We start from the raw sequence: 23,956 nt of genomic DNA on the forward strand, positions 1-23,956 counted from the left end.
TTTCGCTATTTTAAATACTGGTTTTGCTCAGGTTGGCCAGTGTTTATTAGTCTGATCATTGTTTTTTATCTGATAACCAATAAGCCTGCGGGCTTTTAATTTATCCCCCTATTATGGGTTATAATTTAGATCATCGCTTAAAATAACTCTGAGCAGTATGCTCATTTATAAAATCGATCATTTTTTCGTTTTTATTATGTTCGGCCCAATCCATAGGGGATTGATTTAAACCATCACTAAGTTTTAAATCGGCTCCTTTTTCCACTAAATACTCTAATATTTTTAGATCGTTACGCTTGGCGGCAAGCAAGGCAGGAGTCATCCCATATCTATTTTGGGCATTCACATTTCCACCATACTCATTTAAAATTATCTGAACCTGCTCCAGATCGCCATCTAAAACAGCCTCGCACAAACTTTCATCCATTAAATTAAATTTAGTTTGCATGAATTAATCTCCTATGCTATTAAGTCTAATATGGTCTTTGTACCTGGGTCTATTGAAACCCTTTCTTGGGACTGTTGTAAGATACCATACCATATTGTTCGTCCCAAGCATTCTGAGCCGTCTTAGACTCGTTCTTGATCCCTTCTAGGTTTTCTCGAGATAGCGTTTTGAAAAAATCCAATGCCTGTTGACGTTCTTTCTTAGGTAAACTATCTACTGATTGTGCAATGACCTTCAAGGTTTCCTTGGTCATCAAATGTTCAAATGGTCTTGGAGAAGGAAAGAATGAAAACGGAAACATTCCTGTCAAATTAGGAGCTACTTTTTGCAGAAAACCAGGTGATACCTCAACTTTAAATTTTCTCTGATATCTATGTTCTAGTTCAATCGGTAATAAGGCATTACGTACAGGATTTTCATGCAAGTCTTTTACAATACAACCAAACAATTCGGCACATAATCGATTACCCGCGTCTGTATCGGGAATCAGCCTTGATAATGCTTCCAATGTGTGTTTTCCTGTTTGAAAACGTCCTGCCTCGTACTCTTGTTTCACAGTATTGTAATATCGAGCAAGAATCTCCATACATAATAGAGTATCTTGTTTACTTACGAATATATTTCGGGCATGTTCCGCCATCTTATAAAAATCTTGTGTTTGGTGTACATATTTGTATCTTTCTTCTTCCGCATGCCAACTCGGTATGTTTGTGTATACTCTGAGTAAACTTTTAAAATGATAATATCCATATTTAACGCCATTAATTTCAGCCTCAACAGCTGGCTTGCTCTTGCCATCATCTGAAGTTAACTTCCCAGTTAACTCAAGAACTTCCGGTTTCGGTGGAGGCATACCCACACGCCAACTTTCTCGTTGGCATGCAATAACAAGTGGCATCAATTTATATCGAGAATCATCTAAATTTGCTGGATAAAAATCAAAAGTTTTATCTTTTTTATATTTATCATCTATTCTCACTCTATAGGTAAGACCATACTGGCTCATGCCCTCACAAAAAGCGATATCATATACCCCATTGCAGTTTTCATCTTTATGCCATGGATCAGAATCATATTCAGTACAATAATCAACTAAAGTTTTCGCAAAAATTTCTGGTAACTTACTCTCAGAACCGGTGAATACTAATTTATTATGCGCAGAAACATAAACTTCAGAGCATCTGCTGCTATTAAACGCATCCGTATTGGAGTGAAAAGTTAACTCATACAGTTTATCAAAATTATTATTTGCCCATGTGACATTCGAGTCTGTCTGTAAGCATGGCCTGCCCTGGTTGTCTATAATCGTACGTGTTTTAACAATATCAGCAACACTTCCCATAGCCTTACAATTTCTTAAAAATTTAAGCTCCGCATCACTGACGTTACAGCTGAGAAAATCCTTAATCAAGATGTCATTTCCATAAAATTTTTTGGCATCTTGGATCATCCTTTCTTTTGCCGCTATATAATTTGGTGAATTATAATCTTCTCCCTTTTCCCAATTAGGTATAAGAAACAATGTAATTTCAACCTTAGGTGGTATTTCTTCCCTTTTTTTTGCAGCATTTTCAAGTCCTTCTTTTAAACGAACCACGTCTTGCCTATTTCCCTCACTTAAAATACCCGTGTGATATCCTGGCTCTGAATCGGTTCGCTTTGAATAAAAAGTTATTGCTACGACCGGTGAGTCTTTTTTGGCTATAACTTTTTTACTTGATTCATCAATTCTATTTAGCATATCGCATTCCTAAAATGATGTTGCTCTCGTTTAATAAGTATAGCCAAAAAGATTAAAATTTTTTCGTTTTGTTGATTTGAATTTCAATTAAACAGTACTCAAAGAGATTACAAATGCTTAGCTGCTTTTTAATGAACTGATTCCACGATATTCATGGATCGTTTAGACTTTTTTTTTGGAGGACAAATCAGGGGGGTAAAATAAACATCACTACCGACTATCGAACATATTTGGCATAGAAAATCGAGTATGATGCAATTGGATTATTAAACAATAAACGAACCAACATCTACATTATATTCAGATACATTTTTCAAATGTCTGGATGGAGCGAAACCCCGATCTTGTTCCAAAATCAACAGTCCTAAATTTCACTTTGAGCTCGTTGCTAGTAACTAACTCTAACTTGGGTTAAAAAGTTGAAATAAAATTGTTTGATATTAATTTAGTCAAGCGTGTCGCTACCTCGTTATAAATTCCGGGGCATCCAAGTCCCCGGAATTCACTCGCCAACGCGATAGGTTAAAGGCCGCGAGCGTCCTGCTTCCGGCACGTTTGCTCTGAACGAGTAAAGCGCATGCCTGCACCAATGACTTAACGCCTACAGAAAGATTTACTCCGCATCAGAGAGTTGCAGAATGAAAATGGTTCGTTATAATGCTCTTCTTTCAGCAATATGTTTATTTTTTATAAGATAATTAGGAGAGTTTTAAGTGCGAATCAAAGATGTATTAACATTCGCTTATTCAGAGTTGGTAAAATATTCCAATTATAATCCCACATCGAACACATTCTTTAATGTGGATTCTACCGGGCTACAAGATATAACAAAGCTCAAAGGTTGGTTAGCTACTATCATTTCAAATATAGATGATGAAACAACTCTCAGCCGGCATTATCAAACGCTGGTATCCGATCTGAAAAGAATTGTGGCGAGATCAACTAGAGATATTTCCTTTCTGCAAGCAAAAGAGACTATATCAGCTAAAGCAGAGTCACCTTTAGCTCATAATATGAATTTAACGATTCAATTAATAGAAGACAAATTTCGAGTCGCCGAATTGCATCAACAAAGTGAGTTGGCGATAGCCTTGTGTAATCAAATACAGCTAGAGGAAGATGAGCTTAAATTAAAAATGCAAAAGCAGGAAGAGGAATACAGAAGTAAAGAACTAGCTTTGTTGGACAGAGAAAAAGAATGCCAGCTTAGTGTAGAGAAAGCCACTAGCGACGCGCAAAGAAGTCTTGCTGTGCTTGCAAAAATTTTCAGCGCTATTCCATCAGAGTGGCAACAGAAATTCCAGAGTGATATAAGGGAATTGAATATATCAACCTTTCCAAATGGTACCATGGATATCGCAGTAACTTTTGCAGCGCCGATAGCCTCATCATCCCAGCTTTCTGCTTCTTGCTCCCCTGAGCCATTGAGAGCGATTAAACCCAAATATTTACCTGATAATCAATTAATGCTCAATGAACATATGTTGACTCATACTCCTTATGAAGGTGCAAAATTAGTTTTTTCATATGCAATGTCGCCACTTCATGCTCTGGCAGCTGCGTATTTATATCGTTACTTTTTAAGATTAAATGATTTTTTACCTAGCCTAAAATCTTCCTCTCACCAAACGGAATACAGAGAAGAAAATCATCTGAATAAAGAAAAGAACCTGGATATAGGTGGTTATATCATGGCAGCAATCTTTTATTTATTCATGGAAACAGAAAAAAACTGGGAAAAAATACAAGAGGAAATAGAGAGCGGCGAAATTTCTGTAAGTCCTTTAGCAGCCATAGCCAAACTGGCAAAGGATAATAACCTGACGAGATTAGTCAGAAAAATAGACAAAATCTCTCAGCTTCCTCTTGATATTAGTGATAAAGTGCCTGCGCCTGACTCAGGGAAAACACCACTTAGCTCTATCGGTAAATATGCCGGAATGTTTTTTAACAGTTCAAATTTAAGTGCGCGTCATGCTTCATATTGCCATCAATTGTATAGTAATAAGATACAGCAACATGATAATGATACTTTGAAAAGCTTATATCAACCTGGTTAATATTTTAGGGAAATAGGGAGAACAGTTCAAAATGAGTGAAATTTTAGCAAGACAGGCGACAGATTTATTAAAAAGAATAAGGGACAAGAAGCAAAGAATAATTCTTGAGCACATAACAAAGAAAAGTCCGCCAGATGTGATTGCTGATATTACTAGCTTTGAACCAGCGAAGGTCCTGATCTCCCTTATGGCCTTTTTCCCCGTGAATATTGAAGAAAAAAAAAGCGCTTATATTGATTTCCTTGCTCAATATTTTCCCGAAATTTTATGTAGCACTATGTTTATGTCTCGTGAAAAGGCGGCTAAATGGCCTCCCGTGGTAATTTGGCAAGACATAACAGAGGTGTTACACAATAAATTATCTACTGAACTAGATTTCGCCAATTATTATTTAGATTATTATACTTTGTTAATGATAAAGGATAGTTCGCAACACGTTCCCAACATTGATCTCGGCCAGATCGCGCCTGCTGCGGCAAAAAATTATTGTGAACAGAATAAACTTGATAAAGGTAAATTTTTTAATCAATTTTTAGGGGGCTTTGGTAGAAGCGTTGTCTCTTTTATTTTTGGTTATGGTGTTTTATATCAGTTTCTCTATGGTAGAACCCATGATCAAATAGCTGAGGATTTGCAAGCTGCCTTATCAGAAAATAAGGATAGGCCTAGTGATTTTTCCCCCATAGCTCCAACTTCAGAAGCCGAGTCAGGATTAACCGTTGGAGAAGAGCTTATAGCGGATGCAGAAGTATATATAGATCAGCCCCCTACCCCTACCACCAGCCCAGCCAAAGTATTGGGGCGCTTGGCGTCAGCTAACCTACCAATGCGAATAGAACCTATTTCACCAGACAGTACTTCAGCGAAATTACCCTCTTTAGTATCATCAACCCCGTTAACGTCTCCTTCATCCCCTAGCCCTAGTCAGCTTGGAGGCAGTATGCGGCCAGAAGATAGTCCTGATTTCGCTGATAGTGCATTAGCAACAAAGGACTTTTCAACACCACCAGCAAAGCGTCCCGTCCTTTCACAGAGCGTCCTCGAATTTTCTCCAGTAAAGAGGGGATTTACTTATTCTCCAGTTAAGAAGAGCCTTAGCTTCTCTCCAGTTTCGAAGGATAGCGCTCTTGCATTTTCTCCAGTAAAGGAAGGACGTACCACGTTCTTTTTCCAGGTTTCTGGAAACAATAGCTTCTCCCCCCCTCAGGTGAGACGAAGTGGCGATTTATCGTTGACAACAATACCCCAACCACGATGGAGCGATGCGGAGGAAGTCCCTAGCAACACTATGGACTCTAAATTGGGTTAAAAAGTTGAAATAAAATTGATTGATATTAATTTTGTGATGAGATTGATTGAATTTGTACAAAAAGAATCTTTATTAACCTTATAAATTTTATTTTGGATGATCAGCATCCTGGGGGGCTTCGCCATAAGAAAAAATAAGCAATTTCTGTACCTGCTACGGACTGCAGAAATGGCGCAGCTTGATCATCGTATAGGCAAATGCGACCTTATCCGCTTTGAGGGATTTGTGTCCGTTGCCCCCAAGATTATTGCCCCTTATTTAGCAGACGTCTTTGTTCCGTCGCCATGAGGAATACTTGTATCCAGTAAATTATTCCTGCAACCGACGCTTCAAACATGTGTTCAGCAGTTTTCTCCAATCGGCAATTTATTGAATTTAAATTGATTTTAATAAATTACAAAACGAATAACGAGTTCTAAAAAATAGAAGCGATTTGTTAAAATTCAAGAACTATGAACATGATTATTTGTAATGAATTTTCATGCGAAGAAGAATAAATTTTTCTAAAAAAGTATATGCGTTTTTAAGATTAAGATATTATCAATGAAGGACGATTTCTAATTAAAAAATGGAGCATCTCAATGCAATACCTAACAAAAATCCTGGCCTTAACTTTTGGTTTGACGTGTGCTTTCATAAGTTTTGCAAGTTCATCTGCCGCAGAAACACCTAATTTAGGAAAAACATTAACTCAAGAAAAACAACAGAAAATGACTCCTAAGCAAGCGCTACAACGCTTGAAAGATGGAAACCAACGTTTTTTAAACAACACCCCCATACCGAGGGATTATTTAAAACAAGCACATCAATCTTCTTACGGACAATACCCGTTTGCAGTAATCCTCAATTGTATGGATTCACGCAGTGTTCCCGAGTTATTTTTTGACCAAGGTTTGGCAGATTTATTTACCTTGCGTGTGGCAGGAAATGTACTCAATGATGATATTCTGGGGAGCATGGAATTTGCGACCAAAGTAGCGGGCTCTCGACTTATTGTCGTCTTGGCACATACTTCCTGCGGTGCTGTAAGTGGTGCATGTAGTGGCGTACAACTCGGACATTTGACCGATGTTATTGATAAAATTAAACCTGTAGTGCCGATGAGTATGCAAGAGCAAGGAACAAAAGATTGCTCTGATGCCAAGCTAATTGATGCTATTGCTAAAGCCAATGCCTTAAGAATTGTCAAAGAAATGCAAGAGCGAAGTCCTATACTTAGAGATTTAATTAGTAAAAAACAAGTAGGAATTGTAGCGGGATTACATGATATAAAAACAGGAAAAGTACAATTCTTTGAAGAAGAACGTTCTGTCCCCAATTAATCTAAACCTAGCCTGGTGCAGCAAAACCCGGATTCACAGAATTCCGAGGATTTTGCTGCAATTGCCCCAAACTAAATTTCTACCCTTTAGGCAGTCTTTTTTAATGTATCCATCAAAATGGTTTCAAGTTGCTCCTGATTTACCGTGGTACACACACGCACGGCATTACCATTTTTATCAACTATGGTAGTACCTGATTGGTCTTCCGGGCTTAATACAACCCGCAATTTTTTATTTGTAGATTTAACGATTGAATTATCATGAGCTACAACCGCGGAAAGCACGTCCCAAAAATACCACTTATGCTCAAATATCTCGGCCTCATTGCGATGAAAAAGTTCATAGAAAAATTTATTGCCCAGACTATTTTGATTTTGCTTTAATTTTAGATAAAAATCTTTAGTTACTGGAACCTGATTGGTCACATCCAGACCAATCATAGTGATAGGGATTCCTGAACGAAATACTTTGTCTGCAGCATGAGGGTCAACATAAATATTCCACTCCGCAGTGTTATTTCGAATTGAGCTATCTACCTCAATTAAATTTCCCATACTATCTACTGCCCCACCCATGACATAAATCATTTTTATTTTATTCTTTATTTTTGGCATCTGGGTCACAAGCTCTCCAAGGTTTGTCAACGGACCAATAGCTAAAATCTCAACAGGTTCTTTTGCATTCTTTAAAGTAGTCTCCAGCAATTGAACCGCAGTCTGTGAGGTGGATACTTCAACCTTGGGCAACAAATTTGCAGCTCCTGCTAAACTATCTGCTTGTTTACGTAACCAATTAGGGAATTGATGGGTTCCAGTCATCGGTGCAACGCGTCCGCAAGCTAATGGAATTTTTTCGTGGTGCGTCAACGCTAATAATCCAGCAACATTTCTCAATCCAGCAGGGCAATGTGACTCTCCAGTACCGACTATAGTAATCGCCTTTATGTCGATGTCTTTTTGTGCTAACAAATAGAACATTGCTAATTCATCATCGATTCCTACATCCGTATCAATAATAAAAGGTCTATTAGCATTTGCTAGAGAAAATAATATAGAGAGAATAAGAAAAACAACTGTTTGTTTTGCAAAATTCATAATCAATCTCCCGATTCTTCATATAATTTAAAAAATACTCGAAAAACCCCTACCTGGTGAAAAGAAGTAAGAATAATAATTTTTCGTTCTATAGAACCTAATTTCAACTCATGCACTTGCAAATCCTTGTCTCATAAAACTTTGTAAAATATCATAAGTGTTCATTGCATACCCGGTATATGAATTACATAAATCACTAAATTCTGCCCGTTCATAATATCATTTGGCTTATATTTTGGGCTCTCAGTGCCATTAGAAAATCGACTATAGACCGCATTAAAAATAAGTACATTTTAGTGCGTCTCTGCATAGAGACCGCTCATAAAGCGGTGGAAGTAGGTGGAATTAAATGAAATGTCAACAGACTCTAAATTTTTCTAATAAAAATTCTGTTTTTTTTCTTAAAAATAAGCAATACTTCTTTCTGAATAAATCGTGGTAAAACCTATGGTTAAAATAAGGCCTTTTCTTAAATGGGCAGGGAGTAAATACAATTGTTTGGAAAAGATTATTCCCTTTCTTCCTCCAGGTAAACGCTTAATTGAGCCCTTTGCCGGCTCGGGCGTCGTTTTTATGAATTCAAATTACTCTTCCTATTTGTTGGCTGAAAGTAATTTTGATTTAATTTATCTTTTTACTACGTTGCAACAACAAGGAGACGCATTTATTAAACACTGCGAAACCTATTTTAGCCCGGAGTTCAACCAGAAAGAAAAATATTACCAAATAAGATCTGATTTTAATGCGTCCCTGCATTCACCGCAAAAATCTGCGCTTTTTCTTTACTTAAACCGACATGGTTATAATGGATTATGTCGATATAATTCTAAAGGGATCTATAATGTTCCTTTTGGGCTTTACAGCAAACCTTATTTTCCACGCAAGGAAATGCAGCTTTTTCACTCCAAAAGCCAACAAACAGAATTCATCCATAATGATTTTAGAAAAACTTTTGAGTACGCAGAGCGAGGGGATGTGATTTATTGTGACCCCCCTTACGTACTTCTTTCAGAGAAATCACGTCATTTACCCTATAATAAAAAACTGTTTACAACTGAAGATCAAATCGAATTAACAGAATTGGCTAAGGAAACTGCTGCTCGAGGAATACCAGTGATCCTGTCCAATCATGACACTGAATTTACTCGCTACCACTATCGAAAAGCAGAAATTAGAAGTTTCCCAGTATCACGTTTTATTAATTGCCAAGGATCGCTACGTCGTCCAGTAAACGAGTTAATCGCAATATTTAATTAATGTGGGAGCATTTTAGACTGGCCGAAGCAAAACGGAACCAGGGTTCCACTTCGCTTCATTTGGCTACAATTTTAATTAACTTGATTATCTTTATGATCTTTTATAAAGAATGCAAGAATGGTAACGAGCAATAATGAAAGTGGTAAGATAGATAAAGCAACCTGATAATCCACCATGGTGTAGATATGCTCTCCCTCTACAATGCCACTATCACCAAAAGTATCCAGTAATTTACCAACTAATGGTTGGAAAATAACGCCACCAAGTGTAACTATCATGTTTGTTGCTGCAAATACCGTACCCGATAATTTAGCACCACTGCATTCTTTAGCCATAATAAATACGATAATTTCCGTGGCACTAAATACACCATACAAAAACAATAAAACATTTAAACTAAAGTATGATAGCCCTGGGCAATATAATACAAGGCTAATACAAACCAAAGCCAAAATTGCACCTAAAACCAAAGGTAACAAGCGTCTTCCGGTATGATCCGATAAATAACCCGCTATAGGGGCACCAACAGCCCAACCTAAAAAGACAGCAGAGACTGTCTTGGCGGCCTCAACTTTAGTTAAGTGGTGCGCTTGTTCCAAATACGTTTTTCCCCACAACTCCCCAAATACAGATAAAGAAGTGTACAAACAGGCACCGACAAAACCAATAACCCAAACTTCTGGAGCCATTAATACTTTAAGAACATCTCGGAAGAATTCTGGTAAAGGATGTTTATTCGGTTGATGTCCTTCGGGTCCATCACGAACCACGATGAACATTAATACACTCAATCCAGAGCCTACAATGGCAATAAACAGCAACACCTGTTCCCAACCAATGCTCTGAGACCACTCGGTAATCTTCACTTCACCATAAACAAGACCTAACATTCCTAGAGTAGTCATCAAACCCGCAACTAAAGAAAAGTAGCGTCTGGGCAACCAATGTAGTGCTAGAGATAAAACTCCTACAAATGCAAAAGAAGAACCAAACCCCACTAGAAAACGCCCTGCTCCTACCAAAAACATGGATGAGGTCAAGGTAAACATCCAGGAACCCACGGTACAACAAATGCAGGCAAAAGTTAAAAGCCGTCTGGGACCAAATCGATCCATGAGCATTCCTACGGGCATTTGCATGGGCGAGTATGCAAAATAATATAAGGCAGATATTTGTCCAAAAGTAGTCGCTGAAATATGCCCCAACGCAATACTTAGCTCCGTTTGCAAAACACCTGGAATAATGCGTAAGATAAACTCATAGCAATAAAAAATAGCCCCAACAAAGCAGATAAACATGCCAAAGAGCATTTGTTTTCTTGAAACAATATTATTTAGGTGCATGTGCGTGAGTTTCCTTTAAAAAGAAAGTTAATAAAGCTGCAATAAACATGCTTAGAGGTATGAATGCCAGCGCAATGCGATAATCACTCACGTTATAAAGCTTATTAACGTTTTCAACAACCAGCGCTGAAGAAAGCGATGCACCACTCCGTAAGGAATAACTGAAATCCAGTAAATGTCCTACCAAAGGCTGTAATAACATACCGCCGAGCATAACGATCATGTTGGTAAATGCCATAGCGGTACCAGCTGCTTCCCCCGGACTCAATTCTCTTCCGACGGCAAATACAATTGCTTGCGCGCTATAAAATAAACCCAGGAAAAACATGAGTATTTGTACATTAGTTTCATTTAAACCTGGGAAATACAGAATAACCAGCATGAGAACGGTAGCCATACTAGCGCCTAGAAGCATAGGTAACTTTCTACGTGCTATTCGATCAGAAAAGTAACCCATTAGAGGGGCGCCTACGGTAAAGCCTAGGAAAAGCAATGAGTTTGCTAAACCAGCAGCGTGTGTTGACAAGCCGTGTGCATGTCTTAAATAGGGAATCCCCCATAATTCAGCAAAAACAGTTGTAGGAAGATAAACCATACAACCGTACAGTCCATTAATCCATATCTGTCTATTTCTGAGTATTATATTTAAGTCAATTAAGCCAATTTTAAAATTAGAAACAGTACCACTTTGTCTATATCGTCCTTTTTTATCGTGGATGCCTAACCATAAAACAAAGGTTAATACAATCCCAAAAAATGCGGTCATATTTAGGGTTTTAATCCATCCTAATTTCGTAACGAATAGTTCTAAAAAATTATCACCAAGCATGGCACCGACTGTTCCTAATGCCGAGGTGATACCAGAGACCATAGCGAGTTTATTCTCAGGCAACCAGATTGTAGCAAGCTTTAATACTCCCACAAATGCAAATGCAGAGCCTAATCCAACTAAAAATCGTCCTGAGGCGGCAACCCAAAAAGATGTAGTACTTGTAAATAAGAACGTTCCTAAGACACAAATAAAACAGGCTACAGTTAATAATCTTCGCGGGCCATACCGATCCATCATTATCCCTACAGGCAATTGCATAGGGACATATGCATAATAATATACAGATGAAATGAGTCCAAAACCTGTTGCAGACAAATTAAAATGTTCGCGTAGAGCAGTTTCCATGACACTAGGCGCAATTCGAAGCAAATATTCGTAACTGTAAAATAAAGCTCCAAGACCACAAATAAGCCATCCAATTAATGCGTAATTTCTCCGGTTTTCAGAAAGCAAAGTAATCTCCTTAACTATTTGTTAGGCAAGAACATTCACTGTCTTAAAGTCCAACAGTTAAAAATTCGTACCTACAATTAACCTACTATTATCCCGAGCGCAAACAGGAATATCTCATATGGTATACTCCTACACCTTGAGATCCCTTATTGCTTTCGGGATGCTACTTTTATTCTAAATTACAACTTACTTGATTCGCGCCGCTTGCTATTGCAGCCTGAGCCACAGCAGCAGGGACTCGTTCTCTTAAACGAGGGTCTATAGGCTTGGGAATAATGTAGTTAGGGCCAAAATCCCAATGCGTAACACCTGGGTAATTATCCTTCACTACCTGGGGAACAGGCTCGTGCACCAGTTGACGAATGGCTTCAACTGCCGCAATTTGCATCGATTGATTGATACACTTGGCACGTACATCCAACGCGCCACGAAAAATATATGGAAAACACAACACATTATTGACTTGATTAGGATAGTCGCTACGTCCAGTAGCAATAACCAAATCGTCACGTACTTGAAAAGCTAATTCAGGTCTGATTTCAGGATCAGGGTTAGATAAAGCAAAAATAACAGGTCTAGGGGCCATTAATTTCAATAAATCAGCATCTAATAAATTCGGTTTCGCAACCCCAATAAATACATCAGCATCAACAAGTGCATCAGCTAAAGTTCGGCATTCCGTAGTACGAGCAAAGGCAAATTTATAAGCATTTAGATCTGCACGACCCGAATGGATGACTCCTTTGGTATCCAAAAGTAACATATTCTCTTTATTGGCACCCAACGCAACAAGCAATCGCATAGAAGCAATTCCAGCAGCCCCAGCACCAATACACACAATTTTTGCATCAGATAATTTTTTTTGCTGCAAATCAAGAGCATTAAGCAAACCTGCCGCAACAACAATGGCCGTACCATGCTGATCATCATGAAATACAGGGATATTCAATTGCTCAATTAAAGCCTGCTCAATCTCAAAACATTCAGGAGCTTTAAGATCTTCCAGGTTAATCCCTCCGAAAGTAGGAGCAATTCGTTTTGCTGTAGAAATAAAAGCTTGTGAATCATGAGCATCAATTTCTATATCAAATACATCAATTCCAGCAAAACGCTTAAATAAAACGGCCTTACCTTCCATAACTGGTTTACTGGCGAGAGGTCCAAGATCCCCTAACCCCAGTACCGCAGTGCCATTAGTCATTACTGCGACTAAATTTCCTTTATTCGTATAACGATAAGCATCTTCGGGGTTTTCTGCTATTGCAATCACCGGGGCAGCAACACCAGGTGTATAAGCCAGAGACAAATCACTCTGAGAGTCCGTTGATTTGGTAATATGAACACCGAGTTTTCCAGGGGTTGGAAACTCATGATAATCCAATGCGCACTGCTTTAAAACTTCATTATCCAAAGTACTCACTCTCTTACATTGAAATAAAACTTAAGTAAGGTCTAAAAATCCTACCAACCATTATCAATTCATTGTTCATCCATAGTGCTAGAGGCACACAAACATCAGACTATGAACTCTTAATAAAATATAAGAGAAACAGCCTAAGGATGATGGGATGGAGACAATAATTGGACGTCAAGAACCTGCGACACTGAAATTAGCATTGCAGGAACAATCTGTCAATAAGATATACTTCGAATGAAGTATATACAAATAAGGCGCAAAGTAACGCGCCTTATTTCTTTTCTTCTTTAGAAGCTTGTGTAGAACGCTGGCTATAACGATCGCGGAACTTCTGAACACGACCTCCAGTATCCACCAATTTTTGTTTACCAGTATAAAAAGGATGACATTGTGAGCATACTTCAATGTTCAAATCTTTACATAATGTTGAACGAGTTTCAAATTCCTCGCCACAACTGCATATTACCTTAACTGTTTTATATTCTGGATGAATTGATGCCTTCATAATACTACTCTCTATAGTTTAAATGAGTATCGCCACCTGAACCCAATGCCAGGCACCATACTCGGTATAAATGACGCAAAACAATAGCAGAAAAACGTCTGTAAAGCAATTTTTATCAAAACCAAACCGAGGTTATACCCCTGTTTGTTATATTAAATGAAACATTGATACACAATGAAAACCGATAATTAACAAAAATATGAGTTGTGATATTGAGCTGTTTCATCATCTAATTGTGCTTTAACGGCTTACATTAAAGTTAGTTTTTCTCTAGCTTGCCTCTAATTAAAATAGACTATAATAATCCACGGTTCATCCAGGCAATGATTATGACAATAAAATATAAGCCCTTTGACCAGCTAAAACGTGTCGTCTGATAAGATCTGATGTTGAACCAACATAAATAGTGGCATTTCGTTTGGATGCTAAAATGTAGACATAATACGAATAAACAACTCTTTACTTCATTTCTTCATATCTGGTCATTGAAGTAACAATATTGATTGGCAATTGAACAAAATAGCCACAATTGGTCTACGCTTATAAAAACAAATTAATTTAACAGGAGTTAAAATGAAAAAACTGGAACTGTATAAGCTTGAAACACCAAATGATCTCGATATAAAAGATCGTCGTAAAATTGCCGAAGCGGTTAATCCCCTCTTGGCCGATACCTTTGCTTTATTTGTTAAAACCAAAAACTTCCATTGGCATATGACAGGCCCCCATTCTCGTGATTATCATCTTTTATTGGATGAACAAAGCGAACAAATTTTTGCGATGATTGATGCTTTAGCAGAACGTGTGCGCAAATTAGGAGAAAGAACGATACATTCTATTGGAGAGATCAAGCAATTGCAGACGCTTCGAGACACAAATGAAACTCTTTCTGCAGATGATATGCTCCAAAATCTACTGGAAGACAATAAAAGTTTCTTAAAAAGCTTGAGAAGAGTTCATGAGGTTTGTAGCAAAAAGAACGATTTCGCTACCACGAGTATCTTAGAAGTTTATATTGATGAAACAGAACGGCGAATTTGGTTTTTATTTGAAACCTTGCAAAATCAATGATGGAAACAGAATAACAACAGTAGACCTAATTATAGCCTGGGTACGAAACTGGAACCCGGTATCTGGTGTTTTCCAGATCCCAAGTTCCACTACAACAGACTACATCTAACTCACATTAAGATCCAATTCAACCCATACAGGTGCGTGATCAGAGGGTCTTTCTGATTTGCGCGGCTCTTTATCAATAACAGATTGCCTACACAATCCATTAAGCGTTTTACTCAATAAAATATGATCAATCCGTAAGCCTCGGTTACGCCTGAACGCAGCAGCACGATAATCCCACCAACTGAATATCTGCTCATCCTGCGTAAAATTTCTAAAACTATCATATAATCCGAGTTGTAACAGTTGCATAAAAGCTTCTCGTTCAGCGGGACTAACTAATACAGAGCCCACCCATTCAGCAGGATCATGAACATCACGATCTTCAGGAGCTATATTAAAATCGCCAACTACAGCTAAATTGGGAAAAATGCTCATTTGCTGTTGAATAAAAGCCGTAACTTTTTGCAACCAATTTAATTTGTATTGATATTTATCTGAAGTTAATTCTGACCCATTAGGGACATACAAATTGATTAACCGAATACCTGCAACGGTAACCACCAAAATCCGTCGTTGCGGATCATCAAAATCAGGGATATCAGTTAGAACATCAGAAAAAGGATATCGGCTTATTACAGCAACACCGTTGTAAGTCTTTTGTCCTGAAAATACTACATGATAGCCTTTCTCAATAAACGCATTCATAGGAAAATTTTCATCAAGTAATTTTGTTTCCTGCATGGCAAGAACATCCACATGCTCAGAATCAAACCATTCCAAAACTTGATCCAATCGTATCTTTAAAGAATTCACATTCCAGCTTGCTAATTTAAGCACACCAATCTCCTTTATATTCAATTAACAAAGGAGCGTGGTCAGACAGGCGTGCTTCTCGAAAAATGCAACTGTCAACTACATGCCCTGTGAGTCCAGGGGTAATTACTTGATAATCAATTCTCCATCCTACATTTTTTTCCCATGCACGCCCTCTAAAAGACCACCAGGTATATTGTTCTTCTTCCTGATTATGAACACGAAACGCATCAACAAACCCCATAGCTCCAAACAATTCATCCATCCAGGCCCGTTCCTCAGGTAAAAATCCTGAATTCTTTTGATTACCACGCCAATTTTTCAAATCGATTTTTTTATGAGCAATATTATAATCACCACACAATATCAACTCTCGTCCATCATTTTTTAATCGCATTAAATGCTTGGCAAATTGTTCGAGAAAATCGTACTTCACCATCTGACGTTCATCACCACTTGTACCTGAAGGTAAATAAAGTGAAATGATACTGAACTTGGGATAATCAAATTGAATGTATCGTCCTTCATTATCACAATAATCAAAGCCCATTCCTTTAACTATGCGATTCGGTTTATGACGGGCATAAATTGCCACACCGCTGTATCCTTTTTTTTGAGCTGAATAATACTCACAAAAATAATCGCGTGGATAATACAATTCTTCCGGAATTAATTGTTCAGGCTGAGCCTTCGTTTCTTGAATGCAAACAAAATCAGCATCTTGCATTGTTAGCCACTCATAAAATCCATTACGCGCCGCTGAACGAATACCATTGGCATTAAAACTAATTACTTTCATTTTTTTCACTCAATTTTAGAGCAGCTCGAGCCAAACGCTCGCCTAAGTGCTTGGCTATATTAATTTCATCCTGACTCAGAGGCCAATCATTTGCCACACCAGAAACATGCGTTACACCATAAGGTGTTCCGCCACTAACCGTTTCATTTAAAGAAGGCTCAGAGTAAGGTACTCCCAATAAGAGCATGCCGTGGTGCAATAAAGGCAACATCATACTCAATAAAGTTGTTTCCTGGCCACCATGCATACTCGCAGAAGAGGAAAAAACACAAGCCGGTTTATCTACCAAATCACCCGCCAGCCATAAAGATGAAGTACTATCCAAAAAGTATTTCAAAGGGGCTGCCATATTTCCAAAACGGGTTGGGCTACCTAAAGCAAGTCCCTGACAATGACGTAAATCATCCAAGGTTACATAAGGCGCGCCATTATCCGGAATCGCCTTATCAACTGCTTCACATGTTGCAGAAACAGGCGGAACCGTTCTTAAACGCGCTTCAATTCCCTCAACACGCTCTACACCTCGTGCAATATATTGTGCTAATTGCGCTACAGAACCGGTTCGCGAGTAATATAAAACCAAAATATAAGGATTAGACATCACACAACTCCATTACCTTAAATCTAAAAATACAGTCGAGCCCGAGCGAAGAATACTAAAATTGCCAGTTTCTTTGCTTGCAACAACTCAACTGCTTTTCGGATTAAAATTTAAAATCATACTTTAGTTGGGCTTCCAATTTCATTTCAATAAATTTAATTAGCTGGTACAAAGTTCCTCCTTTTCTAGGTTTTAATTTTTTCAAATCAGAAACAATGTCATCAGCTGAATCATAATAATTATTAACCGACATATTCGCGATAATTTTACTTATTGCACTAACATGATGTCTATTCCAATTTCCTGAAATCATACGGCCGATAAATGAACCAAATAAACAGTCTTCTTTTGTGTAATCTATAAGCAACGCTTTGATTCTTCTGTGATTTGAATCTCCCCTGCATTTATTCCAAATCTTGGTATAATCCGGGAAATCTAAAGTCAATTTTGGATGATTAAAAAATGAATATGCTTTTACACCAATACACGAAAAAGAAGATTGGGACTCATAATTTTCGGAAGAATCATCTGTTCCCTCTTCTATAAACTCAAGATCTTCACTTCTTATTGTAGCAATACTCAGTTGATGTGACATTTTATTCTCCTCCGTGAGAACAACCGTTTTTTAGAACTTGCAGTTTCTTTTATCACATACCAAAATTACAATTGAATCAAGTCCTCCGCAAATTAAACAGGAGGCCGAGTTGTCATAATAATTTTCCTTAATTTATTTTGACTTCCTCATTATAACAAGCAAATAAAAAATATACCTTGGTTTTTAGAAATAAAGATAATCGCATTGAATTTCTGGAGATTTTAAGTCAGGGCGCAGCGCAGAATCCGGGATTGAACAATTCATTTATTTTCATCAAACCCGGATTCACTTATTGCACACAGACCACTTTAGTTTAAAGAATATAACGAGCTAAATCCTCGTCCGCGACGAGCTGCCCGAGGTTTTTTTCAACATATGCTTTATCAACATGAACAGATTCGCCTGATTTATCTGTGGCTTCAAACGAAACGACTTCTAATAACCGCTCCATCACGGTATAGAGCCTACGCGCACCAATATTTTCTGTACGCTCATTCACTTGCCAAGCTACTTCGGCAATACGCCTAATCCCTGACTCATCAAAAGTCAATGTGAGTCCTTCAGTAGCCATCAAAGCACTGTATTGCAATGTTAATGATGCAGTAGGTTCTGTAAGAATACGTACAAAATCATCAACAGAAAGAGCAGATAATTCCACACGTATAGGTAATCTACCTTGCAATTCAGCAATCAAATCAGATGGCTTAGCTACATGGAATGCTCCAGAAGCAATAAATAAAATATGATCCGAACGAATCATACCGTATTTAGTAGTAACTGATGTTCCTTCAACTAGAGGTAATAAATCTCTTTGTACGCCTTCACGAGAAACATCCCCACCGCCCGCATTCTCGGTACGACGTGCTACTTTGTCCAATTCATCAATAAAGACAATTCCATTTTGTTCCACATTTTCTATGGCACGAATCTTAATATCGTCTTCATTAATCAGCTTAGCAGCTTCTTCTTCACGTAAAATCTGCATTGCCTTGGCTATAGTCATCTTACGTGTTTTTGTTCGATGAGTCCCTACTTGCTGAAACATTGATTGCAATTGGCTTGTCATTTCTTCCATGCCCGGAGGAGCCATAATTTCAATGCCTATTGGTGTTGCTGAAACCTCTATTTCAATTTCATTCTCATCAAGAATTCCTTCACGCAATTGCTTACGAAAGACTTGTCTGGCTGTACTGTCTTTTTCACTAGGAGTTAAGCTACCTCGTGCAGGTGGAAGTAATACATCAAGAACTCGTTCTTCAGCTGCATCTTCAGCCAGATGCTCCACCTTTTTCATCGCAAATTCACGTTCTTGCTTTACGGCAATATCCGCCAAATCGCGAAGAATCGAATCTACATCACGTCCGACGTATCCTACCTCGGTAAATTTTGTTGCTTCTACTTTGATGAAGGGGGCACGAGCTAATTTAGCTAAACGTCGAGCAATCTCCGTTTTACCAACACCAGTTGGCCCAATCATGAGAATATTTTTGGGCATGATTTCATTGCGTAAAGCAGGATCTTTAATATTCATGCGCCGCCAACGATTACGTAATGCAATTGCCACCGCCCTTTTTGCATCATCCTGGCCAATAATATATTTATCCAATTCCTGGACAATTTCACGAGGAGTCATCACTTCTCGGACAATCTCACGAGGAGTCGTCTTCTTGCTGTTATTTGTTGCCATTATTTAATTCTTCTATAGTTAAGTTGTTATTGGTATAAATACAGATATCTCCAGCAATGTTTAATGCTTTACGCACTATATCTACAGCAGATAATTTTGTATTTTCCATCAATGCTCGTGCAGCTGCTTGCGCAAAGGGACCGCCTGAACCAATAGCAATTAAGCTATGCTCAGGTTCGATTACATCGCCATTACCTGTAATAATTAGTGAAGATTTGACGTCTGCAACCGCAAGAACTGCTTCAAGTCGGCGTAACATTCTGTCTGTTCGCCAATCTTTAGCAAGCTCAACTGCAGCACGGACCAAATGGCCTTGATGCATTTCCAACTTGCTCTCAAAACGTTCAAAAAGAGTAAACGCATCCGCAGTACCACCAGCAAAGCCAGCGATTACTTGATCTTTGTAGAGGCGTCGCACCTTGCGCGCATTACCCTTCATCACGGTATTACCTAAAGTTACCTGGCCATCCCCACCGATAACCACTTGATTTCCGCGTCGTACTGAAAGTATGGTTGTCCCACGAAATTGTTCCAAAATAAAATCCTCAAATCAAACCGGAACCACATACATGGGGATGATAAACAAAAAAACAAGGGGTGACAAAGTGAATAAATTGTAACTATGGCATCAGAGTGTACTAGGGGTGAAGTAGAGGAAAACTCAGTTTTTCAGTCTTGAATCCCTGGCTACGACTTGCACCTTAAACGATGTTTGTAAGTTGATGCAAGTACGTAAACAGTTAAATTAAAATCTGCAGATTCAGATTAAAAAAGATACTCCATGAGATAAATTCTCTAATTCAAGATGTTGTGCAATACTTTGGCCTACATCAGCAAAGGTATCACGGCGTCCGATAAAACGGCTCTTAAGACTTGGACCATAAGCTAATACGGGGATATGCTCTCTCGTATGATCTGATCCAGGAAAAGTAGGATCACAACCATGATCTGCTGCAATAACAACTAGATCATTCGGCTTTAATAAAGCATCAAGCTCTGGAAGACGTGCATCAAACTCCTCAAGCGCATGCGCATAACCCGTTACATCGCGCCGATGGCCGAATGAGGAATCAAAATCTACAAAATTAGTGAAAACCAAACTACCATCAGGAGCAGTCTTCATTGCGGTCAAAGTAGCATCAAATAAAGCCATATTATCATCAGCCTTAATGACTTGGGTGACTCCTTGATGAGCATAAATATCAGCAATTTTTCCTAGAGCAATCACTTCGCGACCTGCTTCTTTCATATAATCAAGTAAAGTTTTTGCCGGAGGTAAAGTGGCGTAGTCCTTGCGATGAGCAGTGCGTTTGAAGGCTCCTGGTTGACCAATAAAAGGTCGGGCAATTACCCGTCCGATCTGATACTCATCAACTAAAATACGAGCAATTTCACAAATATCATACAAACGCTGCAAACCAAAATGTTCTTCATGAGCGGCAATTTGAAATACACTGTCCGCAGAAGTATAAACTATTGGTTTACCACTTCGCACGTGCTCTTCACCTAATTCTTCAAGAATTGTAGTTCCCGACGCATGTTTCTCACCAAGAACTCCTGGTAATCCGGCTCGTTGAATAAAGGTATCAATTAATTTTTTCGGAAAACAAAACGGTTGTTCAGGGAAATAACCCCATTCGAACGTCACAGGGACTCCTGCTAATTCCCAATGCCCGCTGGGAGTATCCTTACCTAAGCTCTGTTCAACTGCATAACCATAATAGCCCACAGGTTCAGGAAAAGTAGACAATTCAACAAAACGCAATCCACAACTGGCTAGGGCTGCATGATAAAGTCCTAATTTGGCCAGATTGGGCAAAGTTAATGGGCCTTGACGCCCCCCTTCCCGATTGCATTCACCGCGCTCACATGCTTGATGGATATGAACAAAAGTATTGGCACCAGCATCACCATAGCGATGGGCATCTAAACTAGCACCAATGCCGAAAGAATCCATCAGTAATATACAAACTCTCCCTGTCATCTTAACCCTCGATATGTTGGCAGCGTGTTTCTTTTAAACCTATAAGCATGAAGAAAGCAACCAATAATCCTACAGGTAAAATAATTGCAGCATATTGATATGCATCGAGTAGATAAACAGGAGTTCCGTTAACCATTTGCATGCCGCCGTAATTCGTTAATAAATAACTAAACATATTTTGATACACAATATAACCGCCTTGAGTCAATATCGAAATGACGCTTACAGCTGTTGCGGTCATTGCATGTGAACTGCTTTCAGCCACCAATGCGTAACTAATCACTTGAGCTGAAGTAAAAAAACCAAGCAAGAAAAACAAAAATGCCATCATACTATAAGAAACAGGGAGGTAAAGCACTGCAAGCAAAGTCAATAAGGAAGCAATTACGCCTATTCTCATAGGCATAATCCGTAAACCCATTTTATCAGATATCCAACCAACTAAAGGTGAGCCAATAATCGCCCCCAAAAATAACATGCCATTTACCACAGATGCTTGCGAAGAACTAATATCCAGGCGTTGAACCAGATATAAAGTACCCATCATGGCACCAAATACAGCAATGGCCATATTCATTAAACTGGCATAAAATGCTGCTCGCAAATATTGAGTATTTAAATAAGCCTTTTTAGCGGCTGAGAATACATTGATTGGTTTAACAACTTGCTTAATTGCTGTATGCGGTCTTTCCTTTATCCAAAAAAACATAACAATCAGCATGGCAAAACCAAGAATTCCGACATCTTGTACTGCCTGACGCCATCCAACCAAAATAACTAACTTGGTTAAAGGATATTGAGCCAACATTCCTCCAGCCATTGCCATAGTCACTATAGCTCCAGTCACCAAGGCCATACGCTTTGGGGGAAACCAATGAGATGCTAAACGTACCGGCCCCAAGAAACAGAAAGCACTGCCAATGCCGGTGATAAATCGACAAAATAAGGCCATATAAAATGAATGAGAATAAGCCAAAAGAAAGGTACTGGCCACACATAAAAACATAGCAATTAACAATGTATTTTTAATCGAGAAGCGGTCAAGAACCATCCCCGCAACAAAAAGAAACAATACATTAGAAAGATAGTAAATACTTGATAACCAGGCCATCTTATCAGCTTGTATCTGATAATCCTGCATAATATTTGCAGCGATGGATGCAAACATATTTCCCTGAATAAACTCATAAAAAAAGAATAAGGTCGCAGCAAAACACACCATCCAGGGTAATAATGACGATTTAATCTCATTATATCCTTGAAACTCATCCACCACTTGCATTTTTACTCCTCAGCTTTATCGCTTGCAATATGTTTCACGGGTTATTAATACGGCAATTAAAGCCGCAACCGTAGTTATTGGGAACATCCACATGGCGTATTGAAAATCAGCCACAGAATAAGTAGTCACTGCCGCCCCAGCATGATGGGTTATTAACCAACCATAGAGTACTTGTCCTACGCCACCACCGCCCATGATAATTACTGAGGCAATACCTGTCGCAGCCCCGGTGTTTTCAGCAGAATTACTCTCAGCCACTAAAGGATAGGAAATTACTTGTGTACTGGTAAAAAAGCCTAAAGCAAAAAATATAATACTCAGCGCAAATTGCGATAAGACTATATCCAGGAATAAAGGAATTACGGTGATCAGTGTTGCGATAGCTCCCCCGATCATTAAAGGCTTACGACGCCCCTGGGAATCAGACAACCATCCAGCCAATGGGCAACCAATAACACTTCCCATAAAAATCAAACTGACAACATTGCTGGCTACCATTTCGGGTAAATGATGAACCACTTGCAAGTAACTCGCTCCCCATAAAGCACATAAAACCATAATGGGCAAATTAAGAAAGGAAGTGTAAAAACCTGCTAACCAATTTTGTGAATTAGATAATGCCTTGATAAATTCAGAAATGACTTCCCCCTGATTGGAACAAGTTTTCTTTGGTGACTCTGCGGGTTTATCGCTTACCATATAGTAAATCCACAACAGCAACCCAGCACCAACTGCCCCATCAATTAACAAAGCCTTACGCCATCCAAATAATTCATAAAGATAGGCAAAAGGAGTATGGGCCATCATACCACCAACAAATGCCATAGTGACCAAAGAGCCGATAACAAGAGCTTGCCTTCTTGGTGGAAACCAATGCGACACTAAAACGACGCAGGATAAAAAGCAAAATGCATTACCTATTCCAGAAAGAAAATGGCAGAACGATGCCAAAATAAACGAGTGGGTTAATGCAAAACCTACCGTGCCAAGAACACAAATAAACATCGCACTTAAAATAACAGTGCGTGTAGAAAAACGATCCAGAATAATTCCTGCTGGGAGAAGAAATAAAATATCTGCCCACAAATAAGCACTGGACATCCAACTTAATTGAGTTGCATCAATATGAAAATCATCTCGTAAAGGCTGATTAATCACATCAAAAATGTTGAGTTGAAAAAATTCATATAAAAAAAAGAGTCCTGCTGACAGGCACACAACCCAGGCCATGAAATCACCACGGGGTACAAAACTTCTCGAATCCACTACAACAGATTGCGACACAGTTACTCCTT

21 protein-coding genes and 1 pseudogene are annotated in these 23,956 nt (G+C 38.6%); 5 read left to right on the forward strand and 17 right to left on the reverse strand.

The genetic code is table 11. The features are described 5' to 3' along the window. Nucleotides 1-130: 130 nt before the first annotated feature. Both DGG96_RS13465 and DGG96_RS13470 read right to left on the reverse strand, forming a co-directional pair. Nucleotides 131-448, reverse strand: a complete 318-nt coding sequence (locus DGG96_RS13465; protein ID WP_110143172.1) for an ankyrin repeat domain-containing protein — start codon at nucleotides 446-448, stop codon at nucleotides 131-133. 49 nt (nucleotides 449-497) lie between these two features. Continuing rightward, nucleotides 498-2,189 (reverse strand): hypothetical protein, encoded by a 1,692-nt coding sequence (locus tag DGG96_RS13470; RefSeq protein WP_110143173.1) that lies wholly within the window; start codon nucleotides 2,187-2,189, stop codon nucleotides 498-500. 713 nt (nucleotides 2,190-2,902) lie between these two features. Between DGG96_RS13470 and DGG96_RS13475 the strand changes: the two genes are divergently transcribed. The 3 genes from DGG96_RS13475 to DGG96_RS13490 all read left to right on the forward strand — a co-directional run bounded on the left by DGG96_RS13475 (nucleotide 2,903) and on the right by DGG96_RS13490 (nucleotide 6,880). Further along, the gene (locus tag DGG96_RS13475) at nucleotides 2,903-4,249 is read left to right on the forward strand and encodes a hypothetical protein (RefSeq protein WP_110143174.1); all 1,347 of its coding nucleotides are present in this window, start codon (nucleotides 2,903-2,905) and stop codon (nucleotides 4,247-4,249) included. 31 nt (nucleotides 4,250-4,280) lie between these two features. Beyond that, a complete protein-coding gene (locus DGG96_RS13480; RefSeq protein ID WP_110143175.1) occupies nucleotides 4,281-5,558 on the forward strand; it encodes a hypothetical protein in 1,278 nt (425 codons plus the stop codon). Nucleotides 5,559-6,139: 581 nt separating this feature from the next. After that, nucleotides 6,140-6,880 (forward strand): carbonic anhydrase family protein, encoded by a 741-nt coding sequence (locus DGG96_RS13490; RefSeq protein ID WP_110143177.1) that lies wholly within the window; start codon nucleotides 6,140-6,142, stop codon nucleotides 6,878-6,880. An 86-nt stretch (nucleotides 6,881-6,966) separates the two neighbouring features. Here DGG96_RS13490 and DGG96_RS13495 read toward each other — a convergent pair whose 3' ends face one another. Continuing rightward, complete coding sequence (locus DGG96_RS13495; protein ID WP_110143178.1) at nucleotides 6,967-7,974, reverse strand: nucleoside hydrolase; 1,008 nt, start codon at nucleotides 7,972-7,974, stop codon at nucleotides 6,967-6,969. 447 nt (nucleotides 7,975-8,421) lie between these two features. Here DGG96_RS13495 and DGG96_RS13500 point away from each other — a divergent pair, with 447 nt between their 5' ends. Then, entirely contained in the window at nucleotides 8,422-9,231 is an 810-nt protein-coding gene (locus tag DGG96_RS13500) for a DNA adenine methylase (protein WP_110143179.1), read from the forward strand. A 71-nt stretch (nucleotides 9,232-9,302) separates the two neighbouring features. Here DGG96_RS13500 and DGG96_RS13505 read toward each other — a convergent pair whose 3' ends face one another. The 5 genes and pseudogenes from DGG96_RS13505 to DGG96_RS21435 form a co-directional block, all read right to left on the reverse strand. After that, nucleotides 9,303-10,574, reverse strand: a complete 1,272-nt coding sequence (locus DGG96_RS13505) for an MFS transporter (RefSeq protein WP_110143180.1) — start codon at nucleotides 10,572-10,574, stop codon at nucleotides 9,303-9,305. Then, complete coding sequence (locus DGG96_RS13510) at nucleotides 10,561-11,859, reverse strand: MFS transporter (protein WP_110143181.1); 1,299 nt, start codon at nucleotides 11,857-11,859, stop codon at nucleotides 10,561-10,563. The genes DGG96_RS13505 and DGG96_RS13510 overlap by 14 nt, the downstream gene beginning before the upstream one ends. A gap of 169 nt (nucleotides 11,860-12,028) precedes the next feature. Beyond that, nucleotides 12,029-13,270, reverse strand: a complete 1,242-nt coding sequence (locus DGG96_RS13515) for a malic enzyme-like NAD(P)-binding protein (protein ID WP_110143182.1) — start codon at nucleotides 13,268-13,270, stop codon at nucleotides 12,029-12,031. Nucleotides 13,271-13,547: 277 nt separating this feature from the next. Then, nucleotides 13,548-13,781, reverse strand: a complete 234-nt coding sequence (gene rpmE / locus DGG96_RS13520; protein ID WP_058467126.1) for a 50S ribosomal protein L31 — start codon at nucleotides 13,779-13,781, stop codon at nucleotides 13,548-13,550. 327 nt (nucleotides 13,782-14,108) lie between these two features. Further along, nucleotides 14,109-14,216 (reverse strand): annotated as a pseudogene (locus tag DGG96_RS21435) (hypothetical protein); the annotation flags it as partial. Nucleotides 14,217-14,354: 138 nt separating this feature from the next. On the opposite strand from DGG96_RS21435, the gene DGG96_RS13530 reads away from it, so the two are divergent. Continuing rightward, nucleotides 14,355-14,852, forward strand: a complete 498-nt coding sequence (locus tag DGG96_RS13530; RefSeq protein WP_110143183.1) for a Dps family protein — start codon at nucleotides 14,355-14,357, stop codon at nucleotides 14,850-14,852. 105 nt (nucleotides 14,853-14,957) lie between these two features. Here DGG96_RS13530 and xth read toward each other — a convergent pair whose 3' ends face one another. The 9 genes from xth to DGG96_RS13575 all read right to left on the reverse strand — a co-directional run bounded on the left by xth (nucleotide 14,958) and on the right by DGG96_RS13575 (nucleotide 23,945). Then, nucleotides 14,958-15,737: an exodeoxyribonuclease III gene (gene xth, locus DGG96_RS13535; protein ID WP_165831615.1), complete on the reverse strand. Its 780-nt coding sequence runs from the start codon at nucleotides 15,735-15,737 to the stop codon at nucleotides 14,958-14,960. Further along, nucleotides 15,730-16,512 carry an exodeoxyribonuclease III gene (locus tag DGG96_RS13540; protein ID WP_110143185.1) on the reverse strand — a complete coding sequence of 261 codons (783 nt, stop codon included), beginning with the start codon at nucleotides 16,510-16,512 and terminating at the stop codon, nucleotides 15,730-15,732. The genes xth and DGG96_RS13540 overlap by 8 nt, the downstream gene beginning before the upstream one ends. Further along, entirely contained in the window at nucleotides 16,499-17,113 is a 615-nt protein-coding gene (wrbA, locus tag DGG96_RS13545) for an NAD(P)H:quinone oxidoreductase (RefSeq protein ID WP_110143186.1), read from the reverse strand. The genes DGG96_RS13540 and wrbA overlap by 14 nt, the downstream gene beginning before the upstream one ends. A 103-nt stretch (nucleotides 17,114-17,216) precedes the next feature. Next, on the reverse strand, nucleotides 17,217-17,708 hold the full coding sequence (locus tag DGG96_RS13550) for a DUF5617 domain-containing protein (protein WP_110143187.1): 492 nt from the start codon (nucleotides 17,706-17,708) through the stop codon (nucleotides 17,217-17,219). 313 nt (nucleotides 17,709-18,021) lie between these two features. Beyond that, nucleotides 18,022-19,395 carry an ATP-dependent protease ATPase subunit HslU gene (hslU, locus tag DGG96_RS13555; RefSeq protein WP_199739189.1) on the reverse strand — a complete coding sequence of 458 codons (1,374 nt, stop codon included), beginning with the start codon at nucleotides 19,393-19,395 and terminating at the stop codon, nucleotides 18,022-18,024. Beyond that, nucleotides 19,382-19,930 (reverse strand): ATP-dependent protease subunit HslV, encoded by a 549-nt coding sequence (gene hslV, locus DGG96_RS13560; RefSeq protein ID WP_110143188.1) that lies wholly within the window; start codon nucleotides 19,928-19,930, stop codon nucleotides 19,382-19,384. The genes hslU and hslV overlap by 14 nt, the downstream gene beginning before the upstream one ends. 225 nt (nucleotides 19,931-20,155) lie before the next feature. After that, nucleotides 20,156-21,379, reverse strand: a complete 1,224-nt coding sequence (locus DGG96_RS13565; protein ID WP_110143189.1) for a phosphopentomutase — start codon at nucleotides 21,377-21,379, stop codon at nucleotides 20,156-20,158. 1 nt (nucleotide 21,380) lies between these two features. Next, nucleotides 21,381-22,661, reverse strand: coding sequence for an MFS transporter (locus DGG96_RS13570; protein ID WP_110143190.1), 1,281 nt, complete (start codon nucleotides 22,659-22,661; stop codon nucleotides 21,381-21,383). A 15-nt stretch (nucleotides 22,662-22,676) separates the two neighbouring features. Then, nucleotides 22,677-23,945 carry an MFS transporter gene (locus DGG96_RS13575; protein WP_110143191.1) on the reverse strand — a complete coding sequence of 423 codons (1,269 nt, stop codon included), beginning with the start codon at nucleotides 23,943-23,945 and terminating at the stop codon, nucleotides 22,677-22,679. Between the last annotated feature and the right edge of the window lie 11 nt (nucleotides 23,946-23,956).

It is taken from the genome of Legionella qingyii (assembly GCF_003184185.1).

Excerpts from the sequence above, each read along its gene's own strand:
- DGG96_RS13465 (WP_110143172.1), bottom strand. The coding sequence starts at position 448 with ATGCAAACTAAATTTAATTTAATGGATGAAAGTTTGTGCGAGGCTGTT.
- DGG96_RS13470 (WP_110143173.1), bottom strand. The coding sequence starts at position 2,189 with ATGCTAAATAGAATTGATGAATCAAGTAAAAAAGTTATAGCCAAAAAA.
- DGG96_RS13480 (WP_110143175.1), top strand. The coding sequence starts at position 4,281 with ATGAGTGAAATTTTAGCAAGACAGGCGACAGATTTATTAAAAAGAATA.
- DGG96_RS13490 (WP_110143177.1), top strand. The coding sequence starts at position 6,140 with ATGCAATACCTAACAAAAATCCTGGCCTTAACTTTTGGTTTGACGTGT.
- DGG96_RS13495 (WP_110143178.1), bottom strand. The coding sequence starts at position 7,974 with ATGAATTTTGCAAAACAAACAGTTGTTTTTCTTATTCTCTCTATATTA.
- DGG96_RS13500 (WP_110143179.1), top strand. The coding sequence starts at position 8,422 with ATGGTTAAAATAAGGCCTTTTCTTAAATGGGCAGGGAGTAAATACAAT.
- DGG96_RS13505 (WP_110143180.1), bottom strand. The coding sequence starts at position 10,574 with ATGCACCTAAATAATATTGTTTCAAGAAAACAAATGCTCTTTGGCATG.
- rpmE (WP_058467126.1), bottom strand. The coding sequence starts at position 13,781 with ATGAAGGCATCAATTCATCCAGAATATAAAACAGTTAAGGTAATATGC.
- DGG96_RS13530 (WP_110143183.1), top strand. The coding sequence starts at position 14,355 with ATGAAAAAACTGGAACTGTATAAGCTTGAAACACCAAATGATCTCGAT.
- DGG96_RS13540 (WP_110143185.1), bottom strand. The coding sequence starts at position 16,512 with ATGAAAGTAATTAGTTTTAATGCCAATGGTATTCGTTCAGCGGCGCGT.
- wrbA (WP_110143186.1), bottom strand. The coding sequence starts at position 17,113 with ATGTCTAATCCTTATATTTTGGTTTTATATTACTCGCGAACCGGTTCT.
- DGG96_RS13550 (WP_110143187.1), bottom strand. The coding sequence starts at position 17,708 with ATGTCACATCAACTGAGTATTGCTACAATAAGAAGTGAAGATCTTGAG.
- hslU (WP_199739189.1), bottom strand. The coding sequence starts at position 19,395 with ATGGCAACAAATAACAGCAAGAAGACGACTCCTCGTGAGATTGTCCGA.
- DGG96_RS13565 (WP_110143189.1), bottom strand. The coding sequence starts at position 21,379 with ATGACAGGGAGAGTTTGTATATTACTGATGGATTCTTTCGGCATTGGT.
- DGG96_RS13570 (WP_110143190.1), bottom strand. The coding sequence starts at position 22,661 with ATGCAAGTGGTGGATGAGTTTCAAGGATATAATGAGATTAAATCGTCA.